The sequence below is a fragment of the Mesorhizobium sp. M7A.F.Ca.US.002.01.1.1 genome (genome assembly GCF_004022955.1).
GTDB lineage: Bacteria > Pseudomonadota > Alphaproteobacteria > Rhizobiales > Rhizobiaceae > Mesorhizobium > Mesorhizobium ciceri.
Map to the genome: position 1 here is coordinate 1 of NZ_RZQE01000076.1, position 17,934 is coordinate 17,934.

Below are 17,934 nucleotides of genomic sequence, written 5' to 3' on the forward strand. Positions count from 1 at the left end.
GTGCAGGTTGACCAGCTGGCGGCCTTCGGTTGCGCCGAACAGATGCGCCGGGAAGGTCACGGCCTGAAGCGCGAACAAAGCCGCCAGCGCCGCCGTGCCGCGAAAGATCAGATTGCCGAGCGGGATACGGCGCGCCTCGACGGCTTCGCCGCGCGTCAGCCAAACCGCGATCAGCGCGCCGCCGCAATTGGCGCCGAGGATGAAGAACAGACCGACCTCGACCGGCAAGACGCCTTGCGCGGCAAGCGTGACGAACAGCAGGATCGCCGCGACGCTGGAGTGGATCAGCCATGTGAACAGGGCAGCGGCGGCAAAGGCGGTGAAATAGTCCGCGCGCAGATAGGAAATCACCAGTGGCAGCAAGGTGCTCTGCCGCATCGGTGCGGTCGCCTCGCCGATCATATGCAGCGACAACAGGACGAAGGCGACCCCCATCAGGATTCGCCCGCTATGCCTGATGCCAGCCACTTCGAACTTCAGGGCCATCGCGCCGCCGACCAGGATCAGCGCCGGCACAAGCCAGCTGAGGTCGAACGACAGCACCTGCACGACCAGGGCGGAACCGAGATCGGCGCCCAGCAGGATCGCCAGCCCGGCCGACACCGAAACCATGCCGCTGGCGGCAAACCCGGCCGCCAGGATAGCGACGGCGGTCGAGCTCTGCAGCAGCACGGCAAGCACGGTGCCGACACCGGCCGATCTGATCCGCTCACCCCGGGCTTGCCTCAGGGCATCACGCAAAGCGAGCCCGCAGGCCCGCTCGACACCCTGGCGCACCATATGCACGGCCCAGAGCAGCAGCATGACCGCACCCGCCAGATGCAGCAGGATGATGGAAAATTGCATGGCGACGCCTCCGGTGCCAACGGCCGGCAGGGATGTCGACCCATGCTCAGGCTGAGGGTCGGCAAAACATAAGTCAAATCGTTCCTTTCGATCTTTTCCTAAGCAATCCTTATGATAAGATGTCGGCGATTTCAGAAGTGTCGGAGGCACGGGAGATGCGCTACGTCCAGTTGCGAGCCTTTCACCAGGTGGCCATCTGCGGTGGCTTTTCTCGCGCCGCCGAGGCGCTCTTCCTGACCCAGCCGGCGATCTCGGACCAGGTGCGCAAGCTCGAGGAAGAGTATGATGTGCTGCTGTTCAACCGGAACAAGAAGCAGGTCACGCTGACCCATTCGGGCCAGAAATTGCTCGAAATAACCCACCGCATGTTCGATACCGAGCAACAGGCGCTCGAACTCCTGACGGAGTCCCGCGCCCTGCGTTCCGGCACGCTGCGCATCGTCGCCGATGCCGCACATCATCTGCTTCATATTCTCGGCAGCTTCCGGGCCCGCTACCCCGGCGTGCAGGTTTCGGTGCGCGCCGGCAACACCGAGACGGTGATCAGCAGCCTCTACAGCTACGATGCCGATATCGGCGTGCTGGGCGAGGTGCCGACGGGGCGCGATTTCGAGGTGCTGAAACTCAACTCGACGCCGATCATCGCGTTTGCATCCGTCGACCACCCGCTGGCCGCGAAAAAGTCGCTCACCCTCAAGCAGCTCGCGCAGGAATCACTGGTCATGCGCGAGCGTGGATCGAAGACGCGTCAGAAACTCGAAGATCTCGCAGCCGCCTCGAAAATCGAATTGAGGCCGGCGATCGAAGCCGAGGGCCGCGAAGCCGTCCGCGAGATCGTCGCCTCGGGCGCCGGCATCGGCTTTGTCTCGGCGGCCGAATTCGGCCAGGATTCGCGGCTGGTGCCGATCACCATCGATGCTCCCGAGACCCTGATGGACGAGGCGTTGATCTGCCTGCGTGAACGCAGCGGCGGCAAACTGGTGCGGGCTTTCCTGGATATGGCGCGCTCGATGTCGGCGGATTAAGCGGCGGCCCTGATCTCCACCGCATCAGCCTTCACCCGCTCCGACTTCGGATCGTAGGGGCTGCGCAGATGTGCTGTCGCGGCATGGCGAACGCCGGCAAGGTCGATCTCGAAACGACCACCGGTGAGAAATGCAGCGTCGACGCCCGCCTCGTTCTCGATCAGGCCGAGCGCCACCGAGCGGCCAAGCGTGTGGCCGTAGGCGGCCGAGCGGACTTCGCCGACCGGCTTGCCGTCGCGCAGGATCAGTTCGCCGCCCCACAGCATCGGCTCGGCATCATCGAGCGTGAACAGCACGATGCGTCTTGCCGGTGCTGCCGATGGCTTCGTCTCAACCAGCGCGTCGCGGCCGATAAAGTCACCTGGCTTGTCCATCGCCACGGCGAAGCCAAGCCCGGCCTGCCAGGGGTCGATATCAGGCGTCAACTCCCTGCCCCAGGCGCGAAAACCCTTTTCGATGCGCAAGGCATCGAGCGCGTAGTAACCGGCGTCCAGCAGACCGAATTCACGGCCCGCCTCATGCAACGCCTCATAGACGCCGACGGCGAATTCTGTCGGCACGATCAGTTCCCAGCCCAGTTCGCCGACATAGGTCATACGGTTGGCATAGGCGGTGGCATAGCCGATATCGATCTCGCGGATGGTGGCGAAGGGAAAGCCGGCGTTGGAAAGATCGGCCGAGGAGAGTTTGCCCAGCAGATCGCGTGATCGCGGTCCCATCAACGCCAGCACCGCGTAGGACGAGGTGACGTCGGTCACGATTGCATGCGCGTCGGACGGAATGTTTTTGACGATCCAGTCGGCATCGTGGACAGCTTGTGCGGACCCGGTGACGATGAGGAATTTCTCCGCGCCGAGCCGCATAACGGTGAGATCGCTCTCATAGCCACCGCGTGCATTGAGCACGCCCGTGTAAACAGACGTACCGTCCGGTACGTCAATATTTCCGGCGCAGATCCAGTTGAGAACGGCGCAGGCATCGCGGCCCTGCACGAGGAGCTTGGCGAAAGAGGTCTGGTCGAAGATGGCGACGGCTTCGCGTGTCGCCTTCATTTCGCGCTTGACCGCCTCGTGCCAGTTCTGGCGGCCGAAGGCATAGTCGTTCTCGGTCTTCTCTCCCGGTGCCGCGAACCAGTTGGCCCGCTCCCAGCCCATCTTGGAACCGAAGCAGGCGCCCTTGGCGGCGAGCCGGTCGTAGAGCGGCGAGCGGCGGAACGGCCGCGCCGTGTCCAGTTCACGGTTCGGCCACGGCATGGCGTAATGCAAGCCGAGCGTTTCCTTGACACGGTCATGCAGCCAGCGCGGATTGTTGTTGAAGGAGGCGAAACGCCTGATGTCGACCGGCCACAAATCCATGGTCGGCGCGCTGTTGACGATCCATTCCGCCAGCGCCCTGCCCGCGCCGCCGGCGCTGGCGATGCCCATGGAGTTGAAGCCGGCGCCGACATAGAAATTCTTCAGTTCCGGCGCCTCGCCGAGGAGAAAATTGTTGTCCGGCGTGAAGCTTTCGGGACCGTTGTAGAATTTCTTGACCTCGGCCTCGGCCAATTGCGGCACGCGGACCAGCGCGTTTTCCATCAAAATCTCGAACTGATCCCAATCGTCCGGCAACAGCGCGAACTCGAAATTTTCGGGAATGCCATTCATGCCCCACGGCTTGGCGTGCGGCTCAAAGCCACCCATGACCAGGCCGCCGACCTCTTCCTTGAAATAGATGAACCCGTCGGGGTCGCGCATGACCGGCAGGTCCGGATGCACGCCCTCGATCCTGCCGGTAACGATGTACATGTGCTCGGCCGAATGCAGCGGCACCGAGACGCCGCACATCAGCCCGACCTTGCGCGCCCACTGGCCGGCGCAATTGACGACGATCTCGGCGGCAATGTTGCCGCGGTCCGTCTCGACACCGCAGGCGACGCCGTTCTTCACGCTGATGCCGGTGACCTTGACCCGCTCGAAAATTTTCGCGCCGCGATTGCGCGCACCCTTGGCCAGCGATTGCGTGAGATCGGTCGGATTGGCCTTGCCGTCGCCCGGCAGCCAGACGGCTCCGACCAGATCGTCGGTCGCCATGACCGGCCATAGATCGGCCGCCTCCTTCGGCGAAATCACGTCGATCTCGACGCCTTGGGCGCGAGCCGATGCGGCCGTGCGCTTCAGCACCGTCATGCGGTCGGCGGTCCGCGCCACCGACAGCGAGCCACAATTCTTCCAACCGGTGGCGAGCCCGGTCTCGGCCTCCAGCTCGCCATAGAGCTGCGTGGAGTATTTGATCAGGCTGGTCATGTTGGAATGACTGCGCAACTGGCCGACAAGCCCTGCGGCGTGCCAGGTGGTGCCACCGCTGAGTTGCCCCTGTTCGAGCAGCACGACATCGGTCCAACCGAGCTTCGTCAGATGATACGCGACCGAGCAGCCAATGATACCGCCGCCGACGATGACGACGCGCGCTTGCGTAGGGAATTCGTTTGCCATGGGACATCCTGCCGTTTTGACACCGGTTGGATCATAGCAGCCGAATTCCAAATATCAACACAAAATACCACAAAATATCACATCAAAGAGGCAACCATCAGCTCAGGCCCTTTGCGCGCAAGCGCTTCAGCGATGTCAGCCTGCGGTTTCGCGTCGACGATCACGCCGGCGGCGCGTTGAAAATTCGGAATCCTGAGCGGCGTCAGCTTTGCGAACTTGCTGCTGTCGAGAACGAAGTAGGTTTTGGCGGCAAGCGCGATCATGCGGCTGCGCTGTTCGGCGCCGGCGCGGGTGAAATCGGTCACCTCGCCGTCGGGCGACAGCGCGCCACCACCGAGGAAGGCGATGTCGACGCGAAAGCGCGACATGGCTTCGAGCATGTCGATGCCGGAGGCTGCTTCCTCGCCGGGATCGACTTCGCCACCCAGCACATGCACGCGCATGCCTGAGACGTGGCACAGCAGAAGCGCGATCTTCAGGCTCGCCGTGCAGATGGTGAGATCGCGCAGGTCGGCCATGGCTTGTGCGACGGCCAATGTGGTGGTGCCGGAATCGAGGAACACCACCATGCCGTCCTTTACAAGACCGGCGGCCAGCCTGCCGATCGCGGCCTTGCCTCCGGCATTTTCGTGGCTGCGCAAGCTCATTGCCGGTTCGCTCGGCTCGAAGCGGGCAGCGCCGCCATGGACAATGCCGAGCCGTCCCTTATCCGACAGCAGCTTCAGGTCACGGCGGATGGTTTCGCGCGAGACATCGAAGAACCCGGCCAGTTCGGCGACACTGACAGATCCCTGGGCGCCCAGCCGCCGCAGGATCTCTTCGTGGCGACGTGGAGCAAGGGCGCGCGCCGGCAGGCTGCTGTCGGGGGACATGATGATCCTCGGATCGAGTAGCGATGTTGCAATATGTGGCAGTGATCGTGCGCAGAGGCAACTCAAGCCATGTCGTCAGGATTTTCGCGACAGGCCATCTTCCCTGATCGCGCTGACCAGCGTCTCGCTTCCCTCGCGAAGATGCTGCCTCAGAATGCCTATGGCCCTGTCGCCGTCGCGCCACCGGCAGGCGGCCAGCAGATCGCGGTGCTCCGTCTGCGAGCGGCTGCGATAGTCCAGGTTCGACAGCAGGATGCGGACGTAGCGATCGGCGGCATTGTGGTGCGCCTCGATTAAGGCCAGCAATCGATTGTTGCCGCAGGCATCGTAGAGAGCCAGATGAAAGGCACGGTTCAGCGCGCCCCATCGGCCGACATTGCGCTCCGCGTCGATCTGATCGAGAACCTGTTCCGCCTCGTCGAGCCTGTCACCGGCGAGATTGGGAAGCGAAAGCCGCAACGCCTCGCATTCGAGCAATTCGCGCAGTGCATAGATTTCACTGATCTCGGCGCTGTCCATCCGGGCGACCTGCGCGCCTTTTGTCGGATGGATGGAAACAATGCCTTCGGCTTCCAATTGGCGAAGGGCGTCACGAATGGGCATGCGGCTGAAGCCAAACTGCTCGGCCAATTCGTCCTGGCGCAGCGAAGTGCCCGCCTTGATGGTGCCACTGGCAATCGCTTCGCGCAGGACATTGGCGACCTGTTCGGCCACGGTTCGCGGCCCCTGCATCACGCTTTCCGCAAATCCTGGCAATCGATGCTCCCGTTTGACGCGGGGCGCTCAGCCTAACGGAAACCCCTCTGCATGGATATATGTATGCCTGTATATGCACACGTTCGGCATCAATTGCCAGACTTGCCCGAATTCCTGCGCCAAGGCCTGATCTGCGTATTTTACCGGCGCTTCGCTTGCCTGGCGTCAGCCGCCGAAGCGCGGTTCCGCGACGCCCCTAACGCCAAGGCCTGATATGGCGAACAGGCTGCCGCGCAAAACGCCGTCGCCGGGAAAACGCGGCAGCGGCGGCTTGGCCATTGAGGTGACGTAGAGGGTGTCGAGCTTCGGTCCGCCGAACATGACGCTGGTGATCTTCTTGACCGGCATGTCGATGATGCGATCGATGCTGCCATCGGGCGCGTAGCGTACCAGCCTTCCGTCATAGACCAGCGCATTCCAGAGATAGCCCTCGGCATCGACGGTCGAGCCGTCCGCCGCACCGCCTCGGCTGGTGTCGACGCGCACGAAGGTACGCCTGTTGGTGGCGGCACCGGTGGCGATATCGTAGTCGTAGGCCCATATCTCGCCGGTCCAGGTATCGGCGAAATAGAAGGTGCGGTCGTCGGGGCTCCAGCATGGACCGTTGGAGCAGATGATGCCGGAATCGATCCGGGTGACGGAAAAATCCGGATCGAGCCTGTAGAGACCGCCGGACGGCCCCTCTTCCATCGTATCCATGGAGCCGGCGAAGAAACGGCCGCGCCGGTCGACCTTGCCGTCGTTGAGCCGGTTCATCGGCTTGTCCGGCTCGGGATCGTGGATCAGCGTCACCTCGCCCGTGGCGAAATCGAGCAGATGGAAGCCGCGCTGCAGCGAGACGACAGCGCCGCCGCCGTCCTTGCGCAGCGCCATTGAGCCGATCTTCATCGGCACGTCCCATGACCGGATCTCGCGCCCGTCGGCGGTCGCCCGAAACACGCGCCCGTCGAAGCTGTCGATCCAGTAGAGTCGTTCCTGTTCGACGTCCCACAGCGGTCCTTCGCCCAGTGTGGTCTTCACGTCCACCACGACTTCGATCTTCATGCCGTCCTCCTCCGTTTTGCGTCTCGCGGCGATTGCTCGGGCAGCCTCAGAAAGCGACCTTGTCCCCGCCTTTCAATGACAGGATTTCGCGTGCCTCGTCGGGCGTCGCCACCTCCATGCCGAGCCCTTCGATGATCTTGCGGGCCAGCAAGACCTGCTCGGCGTTCGACTTGGCAAGCTTGCCCTTGCCCGCCCACAGACTGTCCTCCAGCCCGACGCGGATGTTGCCGCCAAGGGCCGCCGATTGCGCGGCGATGCGCAGTTGGCTGGCGCCGGCGCCCAGTACCGACCACCGGAACTGGTCGCCGAACAGCCGGTCGGCAGTGCGCTTCATATGGGCAACGTCTTCTGGATGCGTGCCGATGCCGCCGAGCAGCCCGAACACCGACTGCACGAAGAAAGGCGGCTCCACCAGCCCACGGTCGGCGAAGTGGGAAAGGTTGTACAGATGGGCGATGTCGTAGCACTCGAACTCGAAGCGCGTGCCGTTGTCGTAGCAGGTCGCCAGAATGTACTCGATGTCCTTGAATGAGTTGCGGAAGACGAGGTCGCGCGTCGCTTCCAGATGCGGCTTTTCCCAATCGAACTTGAAGGTCTCGTATTTGTCGGCCAGGTGATAGAGCCCGAAATTGATCGAGCCCATGTTGAGCGAGGCGACTTCCGGCTTGAACTGGGCGGCCGGGCGCACGCGCTCCTCGACCTTCATGTAGGGGCTGCCACCGGTGGTGATGTTGATGGCGGCGTTGGTGCCTTGCTTGACGCGCGGCAGGAAGCGGGCGAAGGCCTCCGGCGTCTGGTCGGGCTTGCCGGTTTCCGGATCGCGGGCATGCAGATGCAGGATCGCGGCACCGGCTTCCGCCGCCGCGATCGCCTCCGAAGCGATCTGGTCGGGCGTGATCGGCAGATAGGGCGACATGGTCGGCGTGTGGATGGCGCCCGTCACCGCGCAGGTGATGATGACCTTGCCCCTGGTCTGTGCAGGTCCCGGCTTGCGACTGGTTTGCGTCATTCTCCAAACTCCTGATCCGATTTTCTCTTGTGGGCGGCGAGCGCCATGAGCCGGCGGTCACGCCACACCTGCCGGTCGCCTAGGCTTTGCTGTGGCAGTCGCTTGCGGCGATCAGCCTCGACCGTGTCGATGACCTTGCCGGCCCAGTCGACGCGCCGCTGCGTCTGGGGAAAGATGTTGGAATAGATGCCCTGATAGCGCTCGACATAGTCGCGCACGCCGCCGGGTGCATTGAGATCGATGGTCTCGAACGGCCCCATGAACGACCAGCGCAGCGCCAGCCCGTCGCGGATGCCGACGTCGACATCCTCGACACTGGCGTAGCCATCGGCGACAAGCCGGAAAGCTTCCTCAAGCAATGCGCCTTGCAGGCGATTCATGATGAAGCCGTCAAGCTCGTGCTGCATGACCAGTGGCGCGTGGCCGGCGTCGACGAGGAAGGCGCGGGTTCTCTCGACCGTCTCGGCCGAGGTCCACGGCGCCGGCACGATTTCGGCCGCCGGAATGAGATAGGGCGGGTTGATCGGATGCACGACCAGGCAGCGCTGCCGCCCTTGCAGATGGTCGGTGAATTTCGACGGCAACAGCGCCGAGGTGGAACTGGCGATGACTGTTTGGGGATCGGCAAGCGTGTCGATCAAGGAGAACACCTTGCGCTTCACCTCGAGATTCTCGGGCGTGTTCTCCTGGATATGCACGGCACCTGCCAACGCCTCTTCAAGCTCGGCGACAACGGAGATACGGTCAAGAACCTCACCGGCTTGCTGTCCCCGCAGAAGATCGTTCTGGGCGAGATCGCCGAGCACGCCGGCAATGTAGTCGCGGGCTCCACCTGTGGCAGTGGGCGACTGGTCCCACATCCGCACGTCATGGCCGGCGCGGGCGAAGCTGATCGCCCAGGCCCGTCCGATGAACCCGCTTCCGACGATCGCGACATTGGGCATGGTTTGTTCCTCAAAGTGTTTCGACGTTGCCGTCGACGCCGAGCGACTGGCCGGAAATGTTGATCCCCGCATCGGAGAGCAGGAAGGCGACCATCGACGCGACATCATAGGGGCTGGTCATGCGACGCAGCGAGATGTTCTGGAGATAGCGTCCGGTCATCTCCTCGTGGCTGACACCGACCTGCTTGGCGCGCGCCGAGATAACCCCTTCGATGCGGGGGCCCTCGATGATGCCGGGCAGGATGGCGTTGACCCTGATGGCGTGCGGCCCGAGCTCTTTGGCCAAGCTTTGCGTGAAACCGATGACACCGAACTTGGCCGCCGAATAGGGTGTGCGGAAGGCGTAGCCATGGCGGCCGGCGGCCGACGACATCGAGACGATCGAACCGCCGCCCGCCGCCTTGATCAGCGGCACCGCGCGCCGGGCGCACAGGAACTGGCCGGTCAGGCAGATGTCGATGCAGCGCCGCCAGTCCGCCGGATCGATCTCGTCGACACCGCCGGTCGGCCCGGCAATGCCGGCATTGTTGATCAGCGCATCGAGCCCGCCGAGTTTTTTCTCGACCGCCTCGAACAGACGGTCGACGTCCTCGTCGCGCGAGACGTCGGCCTTGACCGCCGCGACCAGGTCGATCTTGCTGGGAGCAGCGGCCAGCGCCTCATCGGAAACGTCGCAGACGACGATGCGGGCGCCGAGGCGTGACAGCGTGTCGGCTATGGCAAACCCGATGCCGCCTGCGCCCGCCGTCACCAGCACGCGCTGGCCTTTCAGCCCGGTCAAAAATTCGTCCGCCGATGCCGGCGCCCTTGTGCTCATGGTCATGTCCTTCTCATTGCAGCCGCCGTTCGCGCAGCGCCATGACGGCGCCCAGAACGACCAGTCCGTAAAGAATTGCCCTCGTGGCATAGGGAAGCGTGGTGCCGGCGAGCAGCATCTGCAGTGCCGTCAGCAACAACACGCCGCCGAGCATGCCGAGATAGTGGCCGCGCCCGCCGGTGATCAGCGCGCCGCCGACCACCACCACGGCGATCGACGGCAAGAGATAGTCGTCGCCCATGCCGAGGCTCGCCTGACCCGAAAAGCCGGTCAGCATGACGCCGACAACAGCCGCGCAGACGGCCGAAAGCATGTAGACCAGGATGAGCGTGCGCTCGACGCCGATGCCCGACAAGCGCGCCGCGCGCAGCCCGTTGCCGATGCCGTAGACGCGCCTTCCGAACGGGGTGCGGCCAAGCAGGAGTACCGCTGCGACGACAAAGACGACCATCAGCAGCACGATTGGAGTCAGCAGGCCGGCGAGCTTGGCCGTCATGACCCAGCGCAGCATCGGCGAGGAAAACCCGGCCGGCGTTCCCTGCGAATAGAGCAGCGCACAGCCTTGCAGAATGCCGTTGGTGGCGAGCGTCATGACGATCGGCGAGATGCCGAGATAGACGATGCCGAAACCATTGGCGAAGCCGATGGCGCAGGCCATCACCAGGACGACCGGCAAGGCGTAGACAAGGGCGGCGTCTGAGCCGTTGACCATGCCCGCCAGGATGATGCCGGAGATGCCGATCGTCCACGGCACGGAGAGATCGAGGCCTCCGGTCAGGATGACGGTCCCCTGCCCGAGCGCCAGGACGGCTAGGAAGGAGGATAGCACCAGCAGCGAATTCCAGTATCCCGGATTGAGGATGGCGCGGCCGAGCCAGATCTGGGTGACGAGCACGATGAGCAGCAGGCAGACATAGGCCGGCAGCGCATAGCGCAGCGTTTCCGCATTGCGCAGATGGAAGGCAGGGCGCGGCGATGCCGGACTGCGCTGGGCATGGGCTGGCTCGGCGATCTTGAGACGCCGGTCCACGCGCTCGAGCTGGGAGGGCAATATGCCGGCGCGCCAGGCGGCAAACCGGGCACGCGCGGCGCGCAATTGCACGGCAAGCACCGATGCATGCGAGATCGAGCCGGCAAGTGCCGCCAGCACCAGAATGGTGCCTTCGGCAATGGTCGCATAATAGGCCGATACGTTGAGCACCAGCAGGATGTTCACCACGATCATCAGGATAAAGGCGCCGAAGACAGAGCCCACCGGGCCGCCCTGCCCGCCACCGAGGCGCGTGCCGCCGACGACGACCGCCGCGAACATCGACAAGAGCAGCGGATTGCCGACCAGCGGATCGCCGCTGCCGGTCTGGGCGCTGATGAACACGCCGGCAAGGCCATAGCAGCCGCCGGCGATAACATAGACGGCAAAGCGCACCAGAACGACATTGATGCCGACGGAAGCGGCCGACTCCGGATCGCTGCCAACCGCGTAGAGTGCTGTGCCGAAGCGGGTTCCCTTCAGCCAGAACCAGGCGAGCAGGACGACACCGATCACCACCAGCGGCATCGGCAGCCAGCCGGCGATCGCGTCGCCGAGATAGAAGGTGCCGAGATCGGTCGACACGAAGCCGCCGGGCTTGTCCATCACCAGCAGCGTGACGCCTTGCAGGATGAACATGGTCGACAGCGTCACCACGATCGGCTGCATGCGCAGCACCGCGATGAAGAAGCCGTTGAAGGCGCCCACCGCCATGCCGACGCCGATGCCGACGGCCGTCCACAGGAGGATGCTTGCGCCCGGCGCCATCGGATCCATGCTCGATGCCAGCACGGCATTGACGAGCGATATCACCGCGCCGGCGGACAGGTCGAAGCCGCCCGACAGGATCACGATCGTCTGGCCGATCGCCGCGAGCGCCGAGGTGGCGCCGCCGCTCGACAGGAACGACACATCGAAATAGGTCAGCGGCCCGGCGCTGATCCAGTCGACGACGAAGAGCAGGATCGCCAGGACGGCCGCGGCGATCAGCGCGCCGCGATTGCGCATCAGCGCACGGCGCAGTCCGAAGCCGCCGGGAACAGGGGATGAGGCTGCTGCGCTGCTCATGCGGCGGCTTCCCCGGCATGGCCGAGCGCCGGGCGCATGATGGCCGGTTCGGTGATAGCGTCGCCTTCGAGTTCGGCGGCGATGCGCCCGTCATAGAGGACCAGCACCCTGTCGCATTGGTGAACGAGTTCGGGGATCTCCGTCGAGTGCAGCAGGATCGAACCGCCCGAAGCCACGTAGTTTCGCATCATCACATAAAGCTCGTGCTTGGTGCCGACGTCGATGCCTCGGGTGGGATCGAACAACAGCAGGATGCGGCTCTGCGCCACCAGCCACTTGGCGATGGCTATCTTCTGCTGGTTGCCGCCGGAAAACGCACCGGCCCGCGTCCACAGCGCTCGGCGGTCGACCTCGACAGTGGCGAATGCCGCCTCGACGGAGCGGGTCTCGGCTTGCGCGTCGACAAGGCCTAGCCGTGTGAAGCGCGATATCACCGGCAGCGTGGCGTTCTGGCTGCCCGACAATTTCAGGAACAGGCCTTCGGATTTGCGGTCTTCCGGCACCAGGCCGATGGCCATGTTGGGGCGCAAGGCATCGGCCGGCGAACCGAGCCAGACCTTGCGGCCGTCGACGAGGATGTGGCCGCGCTCGATCTCGGCCATGCCAAAGCAGGCCAGGAACAGGTCCTGCTGGCCCATGCCTTGCAACCCGGCGACGCCGAGGATTTCGCCCTTGCGCAGATCGAAGCCGGCGCCGTCGAGCTTGCGCCCGACCTTGAGGTCGCGCACGCCCAGAACCGGCGGACCGAAGGCCTGGGCGCTGTCCGGCTTGGGCGGAAAGGTCTGCTCGATGCTGCGGCCGATGATCTTTTCGATGACGTCGGCATCCGAGACATCGGCGACCGGCGCGGTGACGATGTGGCGGCCGTTTCTCAGGATCGTCAGCGTGTCGCACAAAGCGCGGACCTCGCGCATGCGGTGGGTGATGAAGACGATAGTGGTGCCTGCCGCCTTCAGCCTGGCGATGATGTCGCCCAGCCAGTCGACGTCGCGTCCGGCGAGCGTCGAGGTCGGTTCGTCGAGCAAAAGGATGCGCGGCTTGCGGTAGACGGCGCGCGCGATCTCGATCTTCTGGCGCACCGAAAGCTCGAGCTCGCTCACCTCGGCATCGAGATCGACGGAAAAACCGAGATCTTCGATATGGCGGCGGACGGCCTTGCGGGCGGCACCGCGGCGGATCAGGCCGGAGATGCCGACGGGGGCGTAAGGCAGCAGCATGTTGTCGAGCACGGAGAGATCGCGCACCAGGGTCATCTCCTGGAATGCTGTCTGCATGCCGAGCGCATGTGCTGCGCGCGGTGCGCCGTAAGCGATCTCCTTGCCGAAGACACGGACATGGCCTTGGCTCGGCCGGACCAGCCCGGACAGCAGCTTCACCAGTGTCGACTTGCCGGCTCCGTTTTCACCGAGCAGGGCATGGACACTGCCGGGCGCGATCGCAAACGACACGCCGTCCAGCGCGACGGTCGGGCCGAACGCCTTGCTGATGCCGTCGATCTCGATGGCGGGGAGCTCGGAGTGTTCTGTCATTGTCCTCGATCGCCGGCTTGGCATGGATTGACGACGCACGGACAGTTGTCCGTGCATCGTCACACGGGCCTTGGGAGGCTTAGTTCTCCGGTTGTCCGACGAGGGCAGCATTAAGGCCGACCTCGGGTGTCTGGTCCGAGAAGATCGAGGCAAACCAGCCCGGATTGGAGACCAGCGACGGCTTGAAGGCGTTGCAGCCGGCCTTCATCTCCGCCCATGTGCCTTCGTCGCACAGCTTGATCGTCTCATTGGTAACGACCGGCAGCGGCAGGATGGTGGTCTTGGGCACGTCCTTGCCTTCGATCGCCTCGACGGCAAGCTTCAGCGCCAGCGCACCCGAATAAGGCGGCGAGGCATAGGAAATGCGTTGTGCGCCCGCCGGTGCATAAGGAGGAGCGGCACCTTCGACTTCGGTGCCCTCCGGCAGCATCTGGATGCGGCCGCCATTGGAACCTTCGCCGGCGCAAGGCAGGAGTTCGCTGGTCTTCTTGCCAGCCTCGAGCTGCATCGAGTTGGCGGTGAAGCAGCCGACCTGCATCCACAGTCCGTTGATGTCGTCCCAATTGCGGGTGGCCAGGATTTTCGAAAGTTCGGTGCGGGCGACCGCCTGGCTCCACATGCCGACAGCCTCGCCGACGATCTTGATATCAGGATACTTGGCGAAGACTTCCTTGGCGGCCTTTGTCCGCTGATCGTCAACGGATGTTCCCGGGACGCCCGTGATGGCGATGATGTTGCCCTTGCCGTTGAGCTTCTTGACCAGCCATTCGGCGGTCACCCTGCCCGCTTCCAGCTGGTCTATGTGGACGTTGTAGGCGCAAGGCTCGGTGATCTCGGCGTCGTACGCAAAGACCTTCACGCCCTTGTCGCAGGCATTCTTGACGACCTGGTTGAGCGCGGTCGGCGAGATCGGATACACGACGATGGCTTCGGCGCCGCTTTGCACCATTGCGTTGATCTGCTGAATCTGGCGTTGCGCGTTGGGGCCAGCGACCTGGACCTGCAGGTCGACCTTGTCGGCCAGGCTCTTATGAGCGGCCATGGCCTTGACCATGTTGGCCGCCTCCGCCTGCCAATCATTGCCGATGTAGCTCATGCTGAGAAAGATCTTGTGCTTCTCGGCGGCCTGCGCGGCGGACAGGCCGAAGGCGCACGCAGCCATGCCGGCCAGCAGCGCGAGCCGCCGGACTTTCGATCCGATACCCATGTGGAACTCCTCCCAAACAGAACGACCGAATGCCTCCCAAGGGCACAAAACGTAAACCCTTGTCATTCGATGCCAGCGACCGTATCATGATTTGATCAAATATCAATGATGAAATCGTTTATATCAAAACCGGCCGTGTCAGCCGCTTGACGTGGCACCACGAACCTTGCATTCCGACACGACCACACAAGCAGGTGTCGCCCTCAGGCGGGAAGGTTGACAGGAGATGGCTGGATCGGCGTTCAGGAAGCCTGGTGTCGAGATCATTCCACTGTCCAAGGAAACTCTGCAGGACCGGGTCTACAATCAGGTCACCGAGTTGATCCTCGACGGCAGCATCGTGCCGGGCGAGATGGTCACGGTTCAGAGCCTCGCCGACGCCTTTGGCGTCAGTCCGATGCCGGTCAGGGAAGCGCTGCGGCGCCTGACGGCAGCCAACGCGCTGACGGTAGTATCCGGGCGCTCCATTGGTATTCCGGCGCTCAGCCGCGAGCGGCTCACCGATTTGCGCAATGTACGTTTTGAGATAGAGGCCATCGCCGCCGGCTGGGCCTCACAGAACCGCAGCGAGGCGGACCTTGCGATTTTCGCGCGCGATCTGGACTCACTGGAACGAGCGAATGGCGCGGACGACGTAAAGGCCTATCTCAGGGCGAATTATACCTTCCACTTCGCAATCTACCGAGCAGCGGGATCCGAAACCCTGCTCAAGATCATCAAGGATCTGTGGCTGCAGATCAGCCCCTATTTCAATATGCTGCATGGATCCTACTCGACCGCGAACACATACCATCAACAGATGTTTGCGGCCCTGCGCGACCGAAACGAGCAGGCAGTTCAGGCGGCAGTTCGCGGCGATATCGATGCGGCTTTCGACATGCTGGTCGATCTTTTGAAGTAGCGCCCGGCCCGACCTCCGACCGCTTATCACATGCCTCCTATTTCTGGGGATGGCAGAGCAGCGCTCATGCGCACTCAGCGGGCAAGCGCGGGCTTCTTCTGGTGATCTAGAGGTCATATCCCGAGCGCGTCATCCATGGTTCTCGTGCTTGAGGGCGGCAGCCGATGACGCGGCGAAGCACATGACCCGCATCCTCATTGTCATTATCGGATTGCCAAAATCTGGTAGCGTGATTATACCAGTTGATCAGTTGACGACGGGCGATACCGTCCGCTGAGATCAGGAGTAGTGACCAAATGACAACGATTGCGCTGTTCGGTGCCGGTGGGAAAATGGGCTACCGCCTGTCGACCAATTTTCGCGGGTCGCCCTACACAATACGCCATGTCGAGGTCAGCGATGCCGGCCGCGAACGGCTGAAGACCGGGCTGGGTTTCGATACTGTCAGCGCCGACGAAGCGCTCAAGGGCGCCGATGTGGTGATCCTGGCCGTTCCCGACACGCATATCGGCAAGGTGGCGACCAGCATCGAGAGCAAGCTGGCGCCGGGCACCATGGTGGTGGTGCTCGACGCGGCGGCACCCTTCGCCGGCCACCTGCCGAATCGACCGGACCTCACCTATTTCGTCACCCACCCCTGCCATCCGCCGATCTTCAACGACGAAACAGATATGGCGGCAAAGAAGGACTATTTCGGCGGCGTCAAGGCCAAGCAGCATATGGTCAGCGCCTTGATGCAGGGGCCGGAAGAGGATTACGCCAAGGGCGAGGCGATCGCGAAGATCATCTGGGCGCCGGTCATGCGTTCGCACCGCGTCAGCGTCGAACAGATGGCGCTGCTGGAACCCGGGCTTTCGGAGACGGTGTGCGCCTCGTTGCTGGTGGTCATGAAGGAAGCCGTCGACGAGGTCGTGGCACGCGGCGTCGACCAGCAGGCGGCGCTCGACTTCCTGCTCGGCCATATGAACGTGCTGGGCGCCGTCATTTTCGGCGAGACCAAGGGCGTTTTCTCGGATGCCTGCAACAAGGCGATCGAGTTCGGCAAGCCGGTGCTGATGCGGGACGACTGGAAGCGCGTGTTCGAGCCGGAAGAGATCGCCGCCAGCATTCAGCGTATCACCTGAAGAGGAGAGGCGCTGCCGCAGCGCCGTGACGCGTCGCCGTACCGCTGCCGACGCTCGGCATCGTAGCTCATCAGGTACATATCACCTGAATTCGTGGTTGACTCATCATACCAGTTGGCTTAGCTGTTCATGGCTCGGATTGACAGGGTTTTCGCAGGAGTACGATGCCTGGGCGAGTGGAGGATGGCTGGGGAGCAACGATCCGTGGAGGGGAAGCCGGCAAACGGCTCTTTAGCCCAAAAGCGATCCGCCGCCCGCGCCGCCTGACGAATTCGGATGCCGACAGATGCTTTGGGTAACCAAGGCAATTTTTCAAACGGGAGGACTTCATGAAACTTACACGAAGAATGACGCTTGCGGCTTTCGCCGGCATGCTGGCGCTTGGCACGACCGTGCCCGCCTACGCGGCGGATCTCATCGCCATCATCACGCCCTCGCACGACAATCCGTTCTTCAAGGCGGAAGCCGTCGGCGCCGAAGCCAAGGCCAAGGAACTCGGCTACGAGGCGCTGGTGCTGGTCCATGACGACGACGCCAACAAGCAGTCCGAGCTGATCGACACCGCGATCGGCCGCGGCGCCAAGGCGATCATCCTCGACAATGCCGGCGCCGACGCCACCGTCGCCGCGGTACAGAAAGCCAAGGACGCAGGCATTCCGTCCTTCCTGATCGACCGCGAGATCAACGCCACCGGCGTTGCCGTCGCGCAGATCGTCTCCAACAACTACCAGGGCGCCCAGCTCGGCGCGCAGGAATTCGTCAAGCTGATGGGTGAGAAGGGCAATTTCGTCGAGCTGGTCGGCAAGGAATCCGACACCAATGCCGGCATTCGTTCCAAGGGCTATCACGACGTCATCGACGACTATCCGGACCTGAAGATGGTCGCCCAGCAGTCGGCCAACTGGAGCCAGACGGAAGCCTATTCCAAGATGGAATCGATCCTGCAGGCCAACCCCAACATCAAGGGCGTGATCTCCGGCAACGATACGATGGCGATGGGCGCCTATGCGGCACTTGCCGCGGCGAACCGCAAGGATGTCATCGTCGTCGGCTTCGACGGATCGAACGATGTTCGCGACTCCATCACCTCGGGCGGCATCAAGGCAACGGTGCTGCAGCCCGCCTTCGCGCAGGCGCAGATGGCGGTCGAGCAGGCCAACGACTTCATCAAGAACAAGAAGTCGCCGGCCAAGGAAAAGCAATTGATGGACTGCGTTCTGGTCAATGGCGACAATGCCGCCAAGCTGGAGACCTTCGCGCTGACGAACTGAGCCAGCGTGATTTGAAT

At 63.4% G+C, this 17,934-nt stretch carries 15 protein-coding genes; 4 read left to right on the forward strand and 11 right to left on the reverse strand.

The features are described from left to right. A partial coding sequence (locus EN932_RS10770; RefSeq protein ID WP_164890463.1) for a Na/Pi symporter occupies positions 1 to 846 on the reverse strand: 846 nt, incomplete at its 3' end. A gap of 155 nt (positions 847 to 1,001) precedes the next feature. Between EN932_RS10770 and EN932_RS10775 the strand changes: the two genes are divergently transcribed. Continuing rightward, the gene (locus EN932_RS10775) at positions 1,002 to 1,871 is read left to right on the forward strand and encodes a LysR substrate-binding domain-containing protein (RefSeq protein ID WP_013533042.1); all 870 of its coding nucleotides are present in this window, start codon (positions 1,002 to 1,004) and stop codon (positions 1,869 to 1,871) included. On the opposite strand, the gene EN932_RS10780 is transcribed toward EN932_RS10775, so the two are convergent. The 10 genes from EN932_RS10780 to EN932_RS10825 all read right to left on the reverse strand — a co-directional run bounded on the left by EN932_RS10780 (position 1,868) and on the right by EN932_RS10825 (position 14,621). After that, complete coding sequence (locus EN932_RS10780; RefSeq protein WP_127369034.1) at positions 1,868 to 4,345, reverse strand: FAD-dependent oxidoreductase; 2,478 nt, start codon at positions 4,343 to 4,345, stop codon at positions 1,868 to 1,870. The genes EN932_RS10775 and EN932_RS10780 overlap by 4 nt on opposite strands. Positions 4,346 to 4,422: 77 nt before the next feature. Further along, positions 4,423 to 5,217 carry a DeoR/GlpR family DNA-binding transcription regulator gene (locus tag EN932_RS10785; protein ID WP_063171545.1) on the reverse strand — a complete coding sequence of 265 codons (795 nt, stop codon included), beginning with the start codon at positions 5,215 to 5,217 and terminating at the stop codon, positions 4,423 to 4,425. A 75-nt stretch (positions 5,218 to 5,292) separates the two neighbouring features. Then, on the reverse strand, positions 5,293 to 5,949 hold the full coding sequence (locus EN932_RS10790; protein WP_032809708.1) for a GntR family transcriptional regulator: 657 nt from the start codon (positions 5,947 to 5,949) through the stop codon (positions 5,293 to 5,295). Positions 5,950 to 6,138: 189 nt separating this feature from the next. Further along, positions 6,139 to 7,017 (reverse strand): SMP-30/gluconolactonase/LRE family protein, encoded by an 879-nt coding sequence (locus EN932_RS10795; protein WP_013533046.1) that lies wholly within the window; start codon positions 7,015 to 7,017, stop codon positions 6,139 to 6,141. Positions 7,018 to 7,063: 46 nt separating this feature from the next. Then, positions 7,064 to 8,026, reverse strand: coding sequence for a 3-keto-5-aminohexanoate cleavage protein (locus tag EN932_RS10800; RefSeq protein ID WP_127385015.1), 963 nt, complete (start codon positions 8,024 to 8,026; stop codon positions 7,064 to 7,066). Continuing rightward, positions 8,023 to 8,970 (reverse strand): 3-hydroxyacyl-CoA dehydrogenase, encoded by a 948-nt coding sequence (locus tag EN932_RS10805; RefSeq protein WP_127368384.1) that lies wholly within the window; start codon positions 8,968 to 8,970, stop codon positions 8,023 to 8,025. Before EN932_RS10805 ends, EN932_RS10800 begins: the two co-directional genes overlap by 4 nt. Positions 8,971 to 8,980: 10 nt before the next feature. Next, on the reverse strand, positions 8,981 to 9,787 hold the full coding sequence (locus tag EN932_RS10810; protein WP_127385018.1) for an SDR family oxidoreductase: 807 nt from the start codon (positions 9,785 to 9,787) through the stop codon (positions 8,981 to 8,983). Between the two features lie 13 nt (positions 9,788 to 9,800). Beyond that, entirely contained in the window at positions 9,801 to 11,885 is a 2,085-nt protein-coding gene (locus EN932_RS10815; protein WP_127388241.1) for an ABC transporter permease, read from the reverse strand. After that, entirely contained in the window at positions 11,882 to 13,414 is a 1,533-nt protein-coding gene (locus EN932_RS10820) for a sugar ABC transporter ATP-binding protein (RefSeq protein WP_013533051.1), read from the reverse strand. Before EN932_RS10820 ends, EN932_RS10815 begins: the two co-directional genes overlap by 4 nt. A 79-nt stretch (positions 13,415 to 13,493) precedes the next feature. Then, positions 13,494 to 14,621, reverse strand: a complete 1,128-nt coding sequence (locus EN932_RS10825; RefSeq protein WP_013533052.1) for a sugar ABC transporter substrate-binding protein — start codon at positions 14,619 to 14,621, stop codon at positions 13,494 to 13,496. 226 nt (positions 14,622 to 14,847) lie between these two features. Here EN932_RS10825 and EN932_RS10830 point away from each other — a divergent pair, with 226 nt between their 5' ends. The 3 genes from EN932_RS10830 (at position 14,848) to EN932_RS10845 (ending at position 17,917) form a co-directional block, all read left to right on the forward strand. Beyond that, positions 14,848 to 15,522 (forward strand): GntR family transcriptional regulator, encoded by a 675-nt coding sequence (locus EN932_RS10830; RefSeq protein WP_127368383.1) that lies wholly within the window; start codon positions 14,848 to 14,850, stop codon positions 15,520 to 15,522. 296 nt (positions 15,523 to 15,818) lie between these two features. Further along, positions 15,819 to 16,646: a phosphogluconate dehydrogenase C-terminal domain-containing protein gene (locus EN932_RS10840; protein ID WP_063167523.1), complete on the forward strand. Its 828-nt coding sequence runs from the start codon at positions 15,819 to 15,821 to the stop codon at positions 16,644 to 16,646. A gap of 329 nt (positions 16,647 to 16,975) precedes the next feature. After that, the gene (locus EN932_RS10845; protein ID WP_127368382.1) at positions 16,976 to 17,917 is read left to right on the forward strand and encodes a D-ribose ABC transporter substrate-binding protein; all 942 of its coding nucleotides are present in this window, start codon (positions 16,976 to 16,978) and stop codon (positions 17,915 to 17,917) included. Positions 17,918 to 17,934: the final 17 nt, after the last annotated feature.

Bases quoted from the DNA above. Each gene is read 5' to 3' on its own strand.
- EN932_RS10775 (WP_013533042.1), top strand. From the start codon at position 1,002: ATGCGCTACGTCCAGTTGCGAGCCTTTCACCAGGTGGCCATCTGCGGT.
- EN932_RS10780 (WP_127369034.1), bottom strand. From the start codon at position 4,345: ATGGCAAACGAATTCCCTACGCAAGCGCGCGTCGTCATCGTCGGCGGC.
- EN932_RS10785 (WP_063171545.1), bottom strand. From the start codon at position 5,217: ATGTCCCCCGACAGCAGCCTGCCGGCGCGCGCCCTTGCTCCACGTCGC.
- EN932_RS10790 (WP_032809708.1), bottom strand. From the start codon at position 5,949: ATGCAGGGGCCGCGAACCGTGGCCGAACAGGTCGCCAATGTCCTGCGC.
- EN932_RS10795 (WP_013533046.1), bottom strand. From the start codon at position 7,017: ATGAAGATCGAAGTCGTGGTGGACGTGAAGACCACACTGGGCGAAGGA.
- EN932_RS10800 (WP_127385015.1), bottom strand. From the start codon at position 8,026: ATGACGCAAACCAGTCGCAAGCCGGGACCTGCACAGACCAGGGGCAAG.
- EN932_RS10805 (WP_127368384.1), bottom strand. From the start codon at position 8,970: ATGCCCAATGTCGCGATCGTCGGAAGCGGGTTCATCGGACGGGCCTGG.
- EN932_RS10810 (WP_127385018.1), bottom strand. From the start codon at position 9,787: ATGAGCACAAGGGCGCCGGCATCGGCGGACGAATTTTTGACCGGGCTG.
- EN932_RS10815 (WP_127388241.1), bottom strand. From the start codon at position 11,885: ATGAGCAGCGCAGCAGCCTCATCCCCTGTTCCCGGCGGCTTCGGACTG.
- EN932_RS10820 (WP_013533051.1), bottom strand. From the start codon at position 13,414: ATGACAGAACACTCCGAGCTCCCCGCCATCGAGATCGACGGCATCAGC.
- EN932_RS10825 (WP_013533052.1), bottom strand. From the start codon at position 14,621: ATGGGTATCGGATCGAAAGTCCGGCGGCTCGCGCTGCTGGCCGGCATG.
- EN932_RS10830 (WP_127368383.1), top strand. From the start codon at position 14,848: ATGGCTGGATCGGCGTTCAGGAAGCCTGGTGTCGAGATCATTCCACTG.
- EN932_RS10840 (WP_063167523.1), top strand. From the start codon at position 15,819: ATGACAACGATTGCGCTGTTCGGTGCCGGTGGGAAAATGGGCTACCGC.
- EN932_RS10845 (WP_127368382.1), top strand. From the start codon at position 16,976: ATGAAACTTACACGAAGAATGACGCTTGCGGCTTTCGCCGGCATGCTG.